This is a genomic window from Roseateles sp. AC306 (genome assembly GCF_979253795.1).
In genome coordinates, this window is the sequence record NZ_CEEDEB010000004.1 from 135,103 (window position 1) to 148,374 (window position 13,272).

Annotated in this window: 9 protein-coding genes; 5 read left to right on the forward strand and 4 right to left on the reverse strand. The window is 67.7% G+C overall.

Features of this window, described 5'->3' with window-relative positions; genetic code table 11:
* The first annotated feature begins 7 nt into the window (after window positions 1-7).
* From AC0IZJ_RS11050 to AC0IZJ_RS11060, 3 genes are read left to right on the forward strand one after another with little or no spacing between them, the layout of a single operon-like run.
* Window positions 8-853: an NAD-dependent epimerase/dehydratase family protein gene (locus AC0IZJ_RS11050; protein WP_471849560.1), complete on the forward strand. Its 846-nt coding sequence runs from the start codon at window positions 8-10 to the stop codon at window positions 851-853.
* Window positions 850-1,821, forward strand: coding sequence for an SMP-30/gluconolactonase/LRE family protein (locus AC0IZJ_RS11055; protein WP_471849562.1), 972 nt, complete (start codon window positions 850-852; stop codon window positions 1,819-1,821). The genes AC0IZJ_RS11050 and AC0IZJ_RS11055 overlap by 4 nt, the downstream gene beginning before the upstream one ends.
* Window positions 1,818-2,888 carry an aldose epimerase family protein gene (locus AC0IZJ_RS11060; RefSeq protein ID WP_471849564.1) on the forward strand — a complete coding sequence of 357 codons (1,071 nt, stop codon included), beginning with the start codon at window positions 1,818-1,820 and terminating at the stop codon, window positions 2,886-2,888. The genes AC0IZJ_RS11055 and AC0IZJ_RS11060 overlap by 4 nt, the downstream gene beginning before the upstream one ends.
* Here the strand turns inward: AC0IZJ_RS11060 and AC0IZJ_RS11065 are convergent.
* Entirely contained in the window at window positions 2,878-3,555 is a 678-nt protein-coding gene (locus AC0IZJ_RS11065) for a GntR family transcriptional regulator (RefSeq protein ID WP_471849566.1), read from the reverse strand. The two genes, AC0IZJ_RS11060 and AC0IZJ_RS11065, sit on opposite strands and share 11 nt — an antisense overlap.
* 664 nt (window positions 3,556-4,219) lie before the next feature.
* Here AC0IZJ_RS11065 and AC0IZJ_RS11070 point away from each other — a divergent pair.
* On the forward strand, window positions 4,220-7,375 hold the full coding sequence (locus AC0IZJ_RS11070) for a TonB-dependent receptor (RefSeq protein WP_471849568.1): 3,156 nt from the start codon (window positions 4,220-4,222) through the stop codon (window positions 7,373-7,375).
* 178 nt (window positions 7,376-7,553) lie between these two features.
* Here the strand turns inward: AC0IZJ_RS11070 and AC0IZJ_RS11075 are convergent, their stop codons facing one another.
* The 3 genes from AC0IZJ_RS11075 to AC0IZJ_RS11085 form a co-directional block, all read right to left on the reverse strand.
* Window positions 7,554-8,813 carry an SGNH/GDSL hydrolase family protein gene (locus AC0IZJ_RS11075; protein ID WP_471849570.1) on the reverse strand — a complete coding sequence of 420 codons (1,260 nt, stop codon included), beginning with the start codon at window positions 8,811-8,813 and terminating at the stop codon, window positions 7,554-7,556.
* Between the two features lie 296 nt (window positions 8,814-9,109).
* On the reverse strand, window positions 9,110-9,586 hold the full coding sequence (locus AC0IZJ_RS11080) for a hypothetical protein (RefSeq protein ID WP_471849572.1): 477 nt from the start codon (window positions 9,584-9,586) through the stop codon (window positions 9,110-9,112).
* 68 nt (window positions 9,587-9,654) lie between these two features.
* Window positions 9,655-11,100, reverse strand: a complete 1,446-nt coding sequence (locus AC0IZJ_RS11085) for a phospholipase D-like domain-containing protein (RefSeq protein WP_471849574.1) — start codon at window positions 11,098-11,100, stop codon at window positions 9,655-9,657.
* Window positions 11,101-11,767: 667 nt separating this feature from the next.
* Here AC0IZJ_RS11085 and AC0IZJ_RS11090 point away from each other — a divergent pair.
* Window positions 11,768-13,222, forward strand: coding sequence for a sigma-54-dependent transcriptional regulator (locus tag AC0IZJ_RS11090; protein WP_471849576.1), 1,455 nt, complete (start codon window positions 11,768-11,770; stop codon window positions 13,220-13,222).
* The last annotated feature ends 50 nt before the right edge of the window (window positions 13,223-13,272 follow it).

Here is a 13,272-nt window from a genome sequence, read left to right on the forward strand (position 1 = left end):
GAACCCCATGCAAGAACTGACTGGATTGCGCTTCAAGCGCCTGCTGTTGACCGGCGCCGCCGGTGCCCTGGGCCGCATGCTGCGCCCGCGCATGAAGCGCTACTGCGAGACGCTGCGCGTGTCTGACCTGGCCGCGATGGACCCGGCCGGCGACGGCGAGGAAGTCGTCATCGCGCCGCTGGAAGACGAGGCGGCGATGTACGACCTGCTCGACGGCGTGGACGCCGTGCTGCACTTCGGCGGCGTGTCCATCGAGAAGCCGTTCGGCACCGTGCTGCCGGCCAATATCGTCGGCGCCTACAACCTCTACGAGGCCGCGCGCCGCCGCGGCACCAAGCGCATCATCTTCGCCAGCTCCAACCATGTGACCGGCTTCTATGGCCAGGGCGAGACCATCCCGGCCCATGTCGTGCCGCGGCCGGACAGCTACTACGGTCTGTCCAAGGCCTTCGGCGAAAGCCTGGCGCAGTTCTACTTCGACCGCCACGGCCTGGAGACGGTCAGCATCCGCATCGGCTCCTGCCTGCCCGAGCCGCTGGACCGCCGCCATCTGTCGAGCTGGCTGAGCCACGACGACATGGAGCGCCTGCTCGTCGCCGCATTGAGCGCGCCGGTGGTCGGCCACAGCATCGTCTATGGCGCCAGCGACAACCGCACGACCTGGTGGGACAACTCACAGGGCCGCCACGTCGGCTACCGGCCGCAGGACAGCTCCGAGCCCTGGCGCGCCGCCGTCGAGGCGAAGCAGCCGCAGATCGACCCGACCCTGCCCGAGGCCCGCTACCAGGGCGGTGCCTTCGTCGTGCTGGGGCCGTTCGCGTTTGCCGGCCAACCGGGCGCGGACGGCGCATGACCGGTCCCCGCATCCCCTTCCAGCCGGCTTCGCGCCTGCCGGATGCCGCCGTCGAGATTCTCGCCCCGGAGGGCCGCGAGCTGCGCCTGTTCTCCGCCTGCGTCGAGCAGCTCGCCACCGGCCTGCAGTGGGCGGAGGGGCCGGTGTGGTTCGGCGACGGCCGCTATCTGCTGGTGTCGGACATCCCCAATGACCGCATCCTGCGTTGGGACGATTGCAGCGGCGCCGTCAGCGTGTTCCGCCAACCCGCCGGCAATGCCAATGGCCATGCACGTGACCTGCAGGGCCGGTTGATCTCGTGTGAGCACCTGGGCCGGCGCATCACGCGCACCGAGCTGGATGGCCGCGTCACCGTGCTGGCCGACCGCTTCGACGGCAAGCCGTTGAACTCGCCCAATGACATCGCCTGCGCGCCCGATGGCGCCATCTGGTTCACCGACCCCGACTTCGGCATCCATGGCGACTGGGAGGGCGCACCCGCTACGCCCGAGCAGCCGCACGGTGTCTACCGGATCGACCCGGTCAGTGGTGAGTTGCAGCGCGTGCTGGACGACTTGGCCGGCCCGAACGGCCTGGCCTTCACGCCCGACGGCAGCCGCCTGCTCATCGTCGAGAGCCGCGCGCAGCCGAATCGCTTGATCTGGAGCTACGCCGTCCATGGTGCGAGATTGGGCGACAAGCGCATGCTCATCGACGCCGGCGGTCCAGGCGCCTTCGACGGCATCGCCATCGACACCGCCGGCCGCGTCTGGTGCGGCTTCGGCAGCAATGGTCAGCCCGGGGCGGACGCTGCGACGCTGGATGGCGTGCGCGTCTACAGCGCCGAAGGCAAGCCGCTGGCCCACATCCATCTGCCCGAACGTTGCGCCAACCTGTGCTTCGGCGGCGCCAAGGGCAACCGCCTCTTCATGGCCAGCAGCCATTCGCTGTATGCCCTCTACGTCAACGCGCGCGGGGTGATCCGTTGAGCAACACCGAACCCCGCGTCTCCGTGCGCGACTACGGCCGCCTGCCTGACGGCCGGCAGGTCCACGAGTACCGTCTCGACAACGGCCGCGGCCTGGTGCTGACGGCGCTGGACTGGGGCGGCATCGTCACCGGTCTCTGGACGCCGGATTCTTCTGGCCAGACTGACAACGTTGTCCTGGGGCTGGCCAGCCTTGAGGCCTATCTGGCCGGCGCCGGCTCCCACCTCGGTGTCATCGCCGGGCGCTATGCCAACCGCATCGCCGGGGGCAGCTTTGAACTCGACGGCGCGCGCCACCAGCTCGCCATCAACGACGGCCGCAACTGCCTGCACGGAGGCCCGGCCGGCTTCGGCGCATCGTTGTGGCGCGGCCTGCCGCAGAAGCCCGGCGCGGACGGCAGCGTCAGCCTGCGCCTGGAGCGTGTCAGCCCGAACGGCGAGATGGGCTTCCCAGGCACGCTGCATGTCGCCGTGACCTACACGCTGGGTGCCGACATGAGCTGGCGCGTCGACTACGAGGCGACCTGTGACCAGGCCACCGTCATCAACCTAACCTCGCATGCCTACTTCAACCTGGGCGGTGCCGAGTCAGGTTCCGCCTTGGGCCATCGCCTGGCGCTGAACGCCGGCCGCTACACCGTGCCCGATGCGAACGGCATCCCGCTGCGCCATGTGCCTGTCGAGGGCACGCCCTTCGACTTCCGCCGTGAGCGCACCATCGGCACAGAGGTCGGCTATGACCACAACTGGCTGCTGGACCATCCGCTGGACGGCGCGCTGCACGCCGCCGCCGGCCTGCACGATCCTGTTTCAGGCCGCAGCATGCAGATCCTGACCACCGAACCGGCCATCCAGTTCTATGCCGGCACCTGGCTGAACGGCTCGCTGAAGGGCCCGGGCGGTCAGCCCTTCACGCGCGGCGCCGGCGTCTGCCTGGAGACCCAGCACAACCCCGACTCGCCGAATCGCCCCGTCGGCCCTGACTGGCCCAGCACCGTCCTGCGGCCGGGCGAGGTGTTCAGGTCAGCGACGCTGCATCGTTTTCAGGTCGCTGGCGCTAAAGAATGAGGTAGTCGGGATAGCGCTGTTGAATCTCGTCCACCGAGGCGAGGGTGCCGGAGAGGTGGTCTCGCACGGCGTGTTGCGCCGCCTCGACGTCGCGCGACTCGATGGCCTCCAGGATGGCCAGGTGGGCGCTCAGGGTCGACTCGGCCTTGCCGACGGTGGGAATGTGCAGCAGGCGCAGGCGGTCGACGTGGCCTGACATGCGCACCACCACCGACCAGAGACGCGGAAGGCCAGCCGCCACGTACATCAGTCGATGGAATTCCTTGTCGGCGGCGATGAAGCCGAGGAAGTCCTTCTTTTCGGCGAGCGCCACCTGCCGCGACAACTGCGTGCGCAGGTCGGCGATGACGCTATCGTCATGCCTCATGGCCAACTGGCGTGCAATCTCGATCTCGATGGAGCGGCGCAGGAAATGCGCCTCGCGAGCCGCCGGCACGTCGATCCGGCTGACCTGGGTCGTGTGCTGGGCCCGGATGATGACCAGGCCCTCTTCGCTGAGCCGGATGAGGGCGTCGCGCACCGGCGTCTGGCTGATGCCGAAGCGCTGCGCCAGCTCGCCCCGGTCGAGGGCGATGCCGGGCGCCAGTTCCATGGAGATGATGGCGGCTCTGAGCGCTTCGACGACCTGGGGTGCTGCGTGACGGGTGGGGTCTAGGGTGAAATTCATCTCGGCCATAAGCCGATTTTTGTCACTGATGCCCTAATGCACTAGAGCGTTAATGCTTATGGGTGAGATTCTGGCTCGACCCCACCGGCATTGAAGAGCGAGTCAAAAAAACGGCGGCTCCGCGCAGGGCGGGCCGCCGAAAGGAAAAGGACGCCCACCAGCCCGGGCGTCCGACCAGAGATCAGGATGACATGCGCTGCCGTGGCGGTTGCCCGAACGCCGCGCTCTTGCTGCGGGTCTGCCGCGAGGCGACCAGCGCGGTCGGCAGCCCGGCCTGCACGCGTGCCGGTGTCAGACCCACCGTAGAGGTGACCCCCGCAACATCGTGCCGATCCAGCCACGCGGGCAACGTCGCGTAGAGGGAGACGCCTCCCACCCTGTCGGCGCTGCCGGCGTCTGCCGGGAGGCCCGTAGGCTGAGAAGTGTTGCTGTATGGCATCTCTAGGCTCGGCGCAATGGACGCCATTGTGAGCGCTACCTATCACTCTGCCAACTTGGGGTCATCACCTGTACTCCAGTGCTGTTGTTCACTAATACATTAGTACACACCCTGGTTGACTGCCTGCGTGCGCAGCCGTAAATTGGAAATGAGCGCGCTACCATTTTGCTGGCGACCGCATCAGTTACTCGCGAATGCGAGCTATAGAACCATAGAGGAGACAGCATGAACATGACCTTTTCGCGGCCGAGCCGTCGCGCTTGCGCAGGCCAGCTGGCCTTCGGCACCACGCTGCTGGCCGGCCTGATTGCGCAGGCCTATGCACAGACGGCTGCCCCGGCCCAGGACGCCGCCAAGCTCGACACCGTCGTCGTCACCGGCATCCGCGCCTCCCTGGAAAGCTCGGCCAATGCCAAGAAGAACGCGGTCGGCTTCATCGACGCGATCACCGCCGAGGACATGGGCAAGTTCCCGGACAGCAACATCGCCGAGTCCATCTCCCGCATCCCTGGCGTCACGCTGACCCGCGAAATCACCGGTGAAGGCTTGCAGATCCAGATCCGCGGCCTGGGCACCAACTTCACCCGCGTGCTGCTGAACGGCGCGCCGGTCGCCTCGGCCTCGACCGGCCGTACCGACACGGGCAGCGCCAACCGTGAAGTCGACATGGACTTCATGCCCGGCGAACTGTTCAGCCGCGTCACCGTTGTCAAGAGCCCGACCGCCTCCATGCTCGAAGGCGGCGCCGCCGGCATCGTCGACATGCGCAGCGCCCGCCCCTTCGACAAGAAGGGCTTCCGCACCGCCTTCACGGTGACCGGTACCAAGAACCAGCAGGCCGAGAAGTGGGGCAACCGCGGCTCCGCTTTGATCAGCAACACCTGGGACAACACCTTCGGCGTGCTGGCCGGCGTCGCTTGGTCGACCAACAAGGTCAAGACCACCGGCTTCGAGTCCATCGGCTGGACCAACGCCAACCTGTCCGCCACGCAGGGCGCCAGCCTCGGCACGGCGCGCAACAGCACGGGCGGCGGCAACTGGACCATTCCTGGCACCGTGCCCGCCAATGCCGGCAATGGCCTGGTGACCGGCGCCGTCATCGACGAGGCCTATCTGCTGTCCAAGAACCCCGGCCTGACGATCCAGCAGATCGACAACGCCATCATTCCGCGCCTGGGCCGCGCCATGGTGGCCGAAGGCAGCCGTGATCGCCAAAACGCCATCCTGTCGCTGGAAGCGCGACCGAACAGCTCGACCAAGTTCTTCCTGGACGCCATCTACGGCCACAAGAAGAACGAGTTCGAGCGCGTCGACATGAACTGGGTGGGCCGCAACGGTTCCGCCATCCCGATCAACATGACGGTGGACAAGAGCGACTGCGCCAACGGCTGCACCGTCACCAAGGGCACCTTTGCTAACGCGCAGTACTTCATGGAGTACCGGCCCTACACGGAAGAGACGAAGTTTCATAGCGTCAACCCCGGGCTGAACCTGAAGATCACCGACGCGATCAGCGTGGACGTGCAGGCCAACATCACCAAGAGCGACTTCCACCGCCAGTCGCCGACGGTGCTGTTCCAGACCGTGGGCAGCTCAGGCATCACGACCGAGTACGACAACAGCAGCGGCGTCCCGCGCCTGAGCGCCACCAACGCGGCCGGCGACAAGGATTTCCTGAACAACCCCGCGGCCTTCGGCTGGAACGGTGGTCGCCTGAACCAGCAAGACGAGATCCGTTCGATCCGCACGCATGGCCTGCGTGGCGCCATTGACATCGATGCCGGCATCTTCGACATCAAGTTCGGCGGCGCCTTTGACAGCGTCTCGCGCCGGATCAGGACGCTCGACAACAGCGGCTATTGGGAAAACATCGCCTGCCGCCGCAACGTCAACGTGTTCCTGCCGGGCCCCAACACCGTCAACCCGGGTGCCTGCAACGGCGCGGGCGCTGCGGGCCCTGCGGCCAGCACGTATCCCGGCTATGGCACGGGCTTCACCGCCGGCGCCAACCCGGCATCGCTGCAGTTCCTCGGCTCGACCATCCCGAACTCCGCCGTGCCCGGCTACCTGAAGGCCACCTCCAACGGCTTCGTCACCCTCGACTGGGCCCGCTTCGCCAAGGACTCCGGCTACCAGCAAGCGCGCGACGCTGCGCTGTACGGCACCGCCAACTCCAACAATAACGTCGCCCCTGGCTTCTTCCAGGAGAAGGTGACCTCGATCTTCAGCGAGATCAACGGCGACACGACGGTGCTGGGCAATGATCTGCGCTACAACGTCGGCGCCCGCTACGCGACCACACAGCAGACCTTCGCCTCGCTGACGCAGCCGGCCGACCCGCGCAACGCCGCCCAGAACCTGGCCGATGGCGGCCGCTACCCGGCGGCGGTCGTCGAGACTTATACGACGACAACCTACGGCAATTTCCTGCCCTCTGCCAGCTTGGCCTACAACCTGCGCAAGGACGTGCTGGCTAGGGCTTCGATGTCCAAGACGATCACGCGCGCCGACCCCACGCAGCTGCGCGCGCTGGCGCTCAGCTTTACCGACCCGGCAGCGCAGAACGGCCAGCTGACCAACCCGGACCTCAAGCCCTACGAGTCCAAGAACACCGACCTGGGCCTCGAGTGGTACACGGGACGTGAAGGTTATGTTGCCGTGGCTTGGTTCAAGAAGGGCATCAAGGGGTTCACCGCGAACCGCACGTTGAACGTCAGCTTCGCCGACCTGAATACCTACGGCGTCAACTGGACGCAGGGTGGCCTGACGGACACGCAGAAGCAGGGCCTGTACACGCAGGCCGGCGTGACGCCGGTGCCGACCGATTTGGCCGCGCTGCCCACCGCATCGCAGCTCGCCGCGATCAACGGGCTGGGCGTCGTGCTGACGCAGACGCAGAACACCGCCGACGAGCTGGTGATCAAGGGACTGGAGCTGACGGTGCAGCAGCCGCTGGACATCATCTCGACCTATCTGAAGGGCCTGGGCGTCAGCGCCAACTACACCAAGGTCAAGCAGTCAGGTGCCAACGTAGCCACGGGTGTGCCGCCCTACACCTACAACCTTGCAGCCTATTACGAAGGTCGCTTCGGCGGCTTCCGCGTGACCAAGACCTTCACCAAGGGTTCGCAGACCAGCGGCACCGGCCAAAACGGCATCACCGCTGCTGCCTTCTACGGCCTGGACTACGCCCAGGTGGACTTCACGTCGCGCCTGAACCTCGGCGAAGTCACCGGCTGGAAGAAGGACCTTCAGCTGACCTTCGACATCTTCAACGTGACCCGCGCCAGCCAGCGCACGAACTTCCAGTTCGCCAACGCACCGTACGCGATCTACGAGCCGGGTCGCACCTACCAAGTCGGTCTGCGAGCTAGTTTCTGACGCCCCTCGCCCAGCTCGCCGCGCTGAACACGGGCGAGTCTGGTCGGTCCCCCGACGGGACGGTGATGCTCGCGGCCTTGAGGCCACGAGCACATCGTCAGGCGGGCCGGCTTGGGAGCGGCCGGGCGCTCGGCCCGGAATGCCTAAAAGGGGCTCCCGCGAGGGAGCCCTTTTGTCGTTAGCGTGCAGTGCAGCGCTTGTCCAGCCACTCCACCGGAAACGCATCGGCCATGGCCTGGTAGCCCGCCATCGACGGGTGCAGGCCGTCGTTATCGAGTTCGCGCCTCAGGTGCGAAGGGCGGACCGGGTCGCGCGTGAGGGCGTCGAAGTCCACCACGCCGTCGAAGCGGCCAGGCTGGCGAATCCAGCTGTTCAGCGACTGACGGTCGGCTTCGTTCTCCGCCTGGGGCTGGTAGTAGCCGCTGCCGCCGTAGGGCATGACGGTGGCCACGAACAGGCAGACGCCGCGTTCGCGTGCCTGGCCAGCCAGCGTGCTCAGGCCCTTTTGCAGATCGGCCAGCAAGGTGGCGCGGGATTCGGGCGTCGTGGCGCGCTGGCGGTGGCTGGTGCCCAGGTCGTTCACGCCCTCCAGCAACACGACATGCGTGACGCCGCTGCGCGCCAGCGCGTCGCGTTCGAAACGGTCCATCACGCGCGGCCCCAGGCCGTCCTGCAGGATGCGGTTGCCGCCAATGCCGGTGTTGACGACGGCGGCTGTGCGACCCTGCGCCACCAGGCGGCGGGTGAGGGCGTCGGTCCAGCGCTGGTAGCTGCCGGCCGTCACGCCGTAGCCGTCGGTGATGGAGTCGCCGATGGCGACCAGCACCGGTTGCGGCGCGCTGCTGCCGACGTCCACCGCAGCCAAGTGCCACCAGCCATCCCTGGCCGTCGGGTCCACCCAGTCGGCGGTGTCAGCGCGGTTGCCCGGCAGCGTCCAACTGCTGATGCGCGAACCGGGGTGGGCGGTTGCCGGCACCGGCGCCGAGACGACGTGCATCTGCACCGCCACGTCGGCCACCCGCGGCAGCGCCAGCGCCACCGGGTCGCTCCAGACTTCAGTGCCGGGCGCCACGCTCAGCTCGCGCCGGCCCTCGAAGCTCAGCGGCTTGAGGCTGCCGGCCTGCAGCTGCGGCCGCCCGCTCTCGGTGCCGGGCTGGAGCAGCGCCACGCTGGCGGCATTCAGCACGAGGGGCTCACGCCCGAACAGGTTGCTCACGCGCACCCGCAAAGTTGCGCCCGCCACCGTGGTGCGCACGACCTGGCGCAGGCTCACGTCGCGCAGCGGCGCGCTACCCGCCACGGGCGCATGAGCCAACTGCGCGCTGCCCCAGGCGGCCAGCCAATCGGCCGCAGCCGGCGCGCGCGGCACCTGGCCGCAGCCAGCCAGCAGCAGGGTGGCAAGCAGGCTCAAAGGCCAGCGGGGGAGAGGCTTCTTCATGGCGCGTCCGTGCAGATCGGGCGCAAATGATATCGCTACCAAATGCCATGCCACTTCGGGAAGACGCTTGGCAAGTCGGCTTAAAGTACTGTATAAATAAACAGCCTTCAAAACCGAGCCAACGCCATGCCCAGCCAGTATCGCCAGAACTACATTCCCAACCGCCCGCTACCGCGATGGCTGCAGCGCCTCATCAACTGGCTTTAATTGCGCCGCACGGCCGGCGCGTGCGGGTGCAATGGCTGTGAGGCGAACGTTGTTGCGGGCGGCTGCCAGCCTGTGACAGCCCGGCCTCGTCAGGTGGCGCTGTTTGCCGAGACGGCGCCAGCGGGAGCTGCGGCAAGACCGGTGTTGTGCGGCGAGGTGGCAAATTCTTGCTGCAGGCGTTGCAGCAGATCTTCGCGGTCCGGCAGCGGTGCGCCGCATGAAATGCGTGAGGCGATGGCGCGGTCCAGTGCCCCCTCCAGCCCGTTGCACTGCACCGAGTAAGAGGTGTGATGCGGTTGGCCCTGGCGGTCGGTCCAGGTGGCCACGACGCGCAGCACCGGCCCGCAGCTGCGCATGGCCCATTCAAAGCGGATGCCGGCCGTGCGCGTGCGGCTGCGGCGCATCAGGCGGCCCATGGTGCTGCCGCCGGGACGGCGCTGGCGTTCGGGCTGTGGCTCGCTGCCGAAAGCTTCGTCCAGCTTCGGGGCGATGCCCGCCGGGCGCGACGGTTCGTAACGATGGGTCGTTGCGGCGGTTGCGCCGGCGGAGAGACCTTCAAAAGCCATGGCATGACTCCTTGACTACAAAAAAGAATGAGGCCCAGCGTTGTGGCAAGTGGTGTTCCACCCCGACGTCAGAGCAACGGCTCGATGACACGCGCCAGGCCCTCCATCAACCGCTGGCCCAGGCCGCGCCGCGCCCAGCTCGTGGCCTCGATGCGTTGGGACACGGCCAGGTCGCGCTTGAACAGCGCCTGCATCTGGTCACCAAAGTCGTCGCCCAGCACGATGACGTCGATCTCGTTGTTGCCGACGATGCTGCGCCAGTCCAGGTTGCTGGAGCCAACGCTGGAAAGCACCCCGTCGATGACGGCCGTCTTGGCATGCATGACGACCTGCGACATCTCGCTGATCTGCACGCCCGCCTCCAGCAACTGCGCATAGCGTGAGCGTGCGGCGTGCAGCACCATCTTCACGTCGCTGCGCCCCGGCAGCACGAGGGAGACAGCGACACCGCGGCGAGCCGCAGCGCACAGCGCGTCGATGAGCTCGGGACCGGGCGCGAAATAGGCCATCGTCAACTGCACGCTGCGCTGGGCCGCGCCTATGCCCTGCAGCAGCGCGGTGTAGGTCGGGTTGATGCCGTTCTCGGGGTCGCCCGCCACCAGCTTGACGACGCGCTGGCCCGGCGTGGCCACGCGCGGTGCGGGCGCCGGCGGCAGCTCACCCACGCAACCCTGGCGCGCCCACGATTCGCGGAAGACGACGGCCAGCGCCGACACGACCGGCCCGCGCAGCTCCACCTGCGTGTCGCGCCAGCCCTGGCGGTCGGCGTCGTCGGGCGGGCGCTGTTTGCGGCGCGCATTGCTGAAGGAGCCGGAGCCTTCTGCGTAGACGTTGCTGAGATTGATGCCGCCGGTAAAGGCGACGTCGCTGTCCACCGCCAGCATCTTGCGGTGGTTGCGCTGGATCAGTCCCCAGTGGCCGGGCCGCTCCAGCGGGTTGACCGGGTTGAAGGCGCAGACCGCCACGCCGCCGCTGCGCAGCCTGTCGAAGAAGGCGCGCTCGGTGCCCATCGAGCCGACGCTGTCGTACAGCATCGCCACGTTGACGCCCTCGGCCGCCTTGCGGATCAGCAGTTCGGCCACCTCGGCCGCCACACCCTCGTCCTCGACGATGTAGAACTCCACCAGGATGCGGTGCCGCGCTGCGGCTATGGCTGTCTTCATCGCGGCGAAGGTGTCCGGCCCGTCGATCAGCAAGCGGGCCGCGTTGCCGCGCAGCAGCCGGTTGTCCCCCTGGCTTGCCAGCACGCCGAGATGCCGCTCGAACAGCGCGGTATTGCCTTCGGCGCCCACACGCGCCAGGTCGCGCGCCTCGGTAGCCGTGCCGACCGGCCCGTCGCGGCCCACCAGCGTGATGCGCTCGGCCACCGGCTGCGATGGCTGCGCGAGAGGCTGTGCCTGCGCGGGGCGGTCGCGCGCCGGCAGGCTGCCGCAGGCTGTCGTCCCGGCCAGCACGCAAAGCCCAGCCCACATCCCTACCCAGCCGGCTTGGCGCCGGCTCCGAGCTTGCTTCATGAGGTCCTGAAAGTTGTCAGCGCAAGTCGCTGCAAGTCTCAAACCGCAAGAGGCGTGCCGTTGGCGTCAGGGTGAGGGTCGGTCGCGTGGCTCGGGCGTCGGCGGCACTGGGGGCTCGGGCACCTCGCCGAGGCTCGCGCCGGGGTCTTCCTCGCCGGCCACGGAGTCATCGTCGGGTTGGACATCCGGCAAATGAGGCTCCCGCGGCCGAGTGCCGGGCGCAGGCTGCGAAAAAGCTGCGGCAAATCCTGCCGACTTGTCTGGTGATGTCATGGCTTGCTCCTTGAGGAGGCGACCGTGCTGGCCGCATGCTCGGCGGGCAGAGGCCGACCCCCTTCGCTTTCCCACGTCTGCACCTCCTCCGGCGCTCGGGCGCTGCGTGCCGAGCAGCGCCGCCGGTGCCGGGCGCTACAGGCCCGCCAGGCCAGCGCGAGCAGGGCGCCGAGCGCGAGCACTTCAACGAGCTGCGCAGGCGCAAGATCCCGCGTCCGATAGGTGCCGAAAGGGTTCATGATGTGCTCAAGCCTGACTTGTCATGCCATGGCGGGCAGCAAGCTGCATGCCTGTTACACGCTTGGCATTGCGCTGATGGCCTCTGCGACGCGCAGTTTTGATGACAATGGCGGTCCGCTTCAAAGCGGAGCCAACAGTAAAGGAACCGACGCCGATGCCCCATGCCCTGGTGGTGGATGACGATCACGATTCAGCCGCTTCCTTGCGCGCGCTGATCGCGGGAGAGCAGTTCACGGTCGCCGTTGCACATAACCTTCGGGATGCACGGCGTCAGATCGCGCTGCAGCAGCCCGACATCATCCTGCTCGATCTGCGCCTGCCCGATGGCAACGGCATGGACCTGCTGGCTGACCCCAAACTGGTGGCCAACTCCGAGGTCGTGCTGTGCACGGGCCACGCCAACCTCGAGACCTCCATCCAGGCGCTGCGCCTGGGTGCGGCCGACTACCTCATCAAGCCGGTCAACCTCAAGCAGCTGCAGGGCGTGCTGTCGCGCATCATGAAGCCCGCGACCCTGCAGGCCGAGGTCGAGGACCTGACGGCCAACCTGGCGGAGTCCGGCCACTTCGGCCTGCTGTGGGGCCGCAGCACGCCCATGCAGCGCATCTACCAGCAGATCTCGCGCGTGGCCGGCACCAGCGTGTCGGTGTTCATCACGGGCGAGTCGGGCACCGGCAAGGAGGTCGTCGCGCAGACCGTGCACGACCTCAGCCGCCGGCGCAAGCAGCCCTTCCTTGCAGTGAACTGCGGCGCCATCAGCCCCAACCTGATCGAGAGCGAAATCTTCGGCCACGAGAAGGGCAGCTTCACCGGTGCGGAGCGCCAGCACCAGGGCTTCTTCGAGCGCGCCAGCGGCGGCACGCTGTTCCTGGACGAAATCACCGAGATGCCGCTCGAGCTGCAGGTCAAGCTGCTGCGGGTGCTGGAGACCGGGCGCTTCATGCGCGTGGGCAGCACCACCAGCCAGGAAACCGACGTGCGCATCATTGCGGCCACCAACCGCTCGCCCTACCAGGCGGTGGCCACGGGCAAGCTGCGCGAGGACCTGCTCTACCGCCTCAACATCTTCCCCATCGAGCTGCCGCCGCTGCGTGACCGCGCGGCCGACATCCCGCTGCTGGCCAACCATTTCCTGGCTGCCATCTGCGAGCAGGAGGGCGCCCTGCGCCGCTTCACGCCGGCGGCACTTGCGGCGCTGACGGAGTACCCCTGGCCCGGCAATGTGCGCGAGCTGCGCAACGCCGTGCAGCGTGCCTTCGTGATGGCCCAGGACGAGTTCATCGACGAGACCTGGCTGCCCACCACCACCACCGGCGGCGCGGGCATGGGCTCGGGCTGGAACACGCAGGAGGCCGCTCTCCCGTCCGCCCCTGCGGCACCCGCCGTGCGCGCGCCTGAGGCCGAGCCGGTGCCCAGCATCACGCTGCCCATAGGCTCGAGCGTGGCCGAGGCGGAGCGCATGTTGATGCTGGCCACCTTGCGTCATTTCAACCACCACAAGGAGCGCACGGCGGCTGCACTGGGCATCAGCCTGAAGACGCTCTACAACCGGTTGAAGGAATACGCCGCCGAAGGCGCCGAGGCCGAGCGGCCCTTGCAGCGGGACTAGCGCCGCTCCGTGGGACAGGGCCCGGGCCCGCCGATTGCCATGGGTTGACG

Coding starts and splice junctions, on each gene's coding strand:
- AC0IZJ_RS11090 (WP_471849576.1), top strand. CDS start 11,768: ATGCCCCATGCCCTGGTGGTGGATGACGATCACGATTCAGCCGCTTCC.
- AC0IZJ_RS11070 (WP_471849568.1), top strand. CDS start 4,220: ATGAACATGACCTTTTCGCGGCCGAGCCGTCGCGCTTGCGCAGGCCAG.
- AC0IZJ_RS11050 (WP_471849560.1), top strand. CDS start 8: ATGCAAGAACTGACTGGATTGCGCTTCAAGCGCCTGCTGTTGACCGGC.
- AC0IZJ_RS11055 (WP_471849562.1), top strand. CDS start 850: ATGACCGGTCCCCGCATCCCCTTCCAGCCGGCTTCGCGCCTGCCGGAT.
- AC0IZJ_RS11085 (WP_471849574.1), bottom strand. CDS start 11,100: ATGAAGCAAGCTCGGAGCCGGCGCCAAGCCGGCTGGGTAGGGATGTGG.
- AC0IZJ_RS11065 (WP_471849566.1), bottom strand. CDS start 3,555: ATGAATTTCACCCTAGACCCCACCCGTCACGCAGCACCCCAGGTCGTC.
- AC0IZJ_RS11075 (WP_471849570.1), bottom strand. CDS start 8,813: ATGAAGAAGCCTCTCCCCCGCTGGCCTTTGAGCCTGCTTGCCACCCTG.
- AC0IZJ_RS11080 (WP_471849572.1), bottom strand. CDS start 9,586: ATGGCTTTTGAAGGTCTCTCCGCCGGCGCAACCGCCGCAACGACCCAT.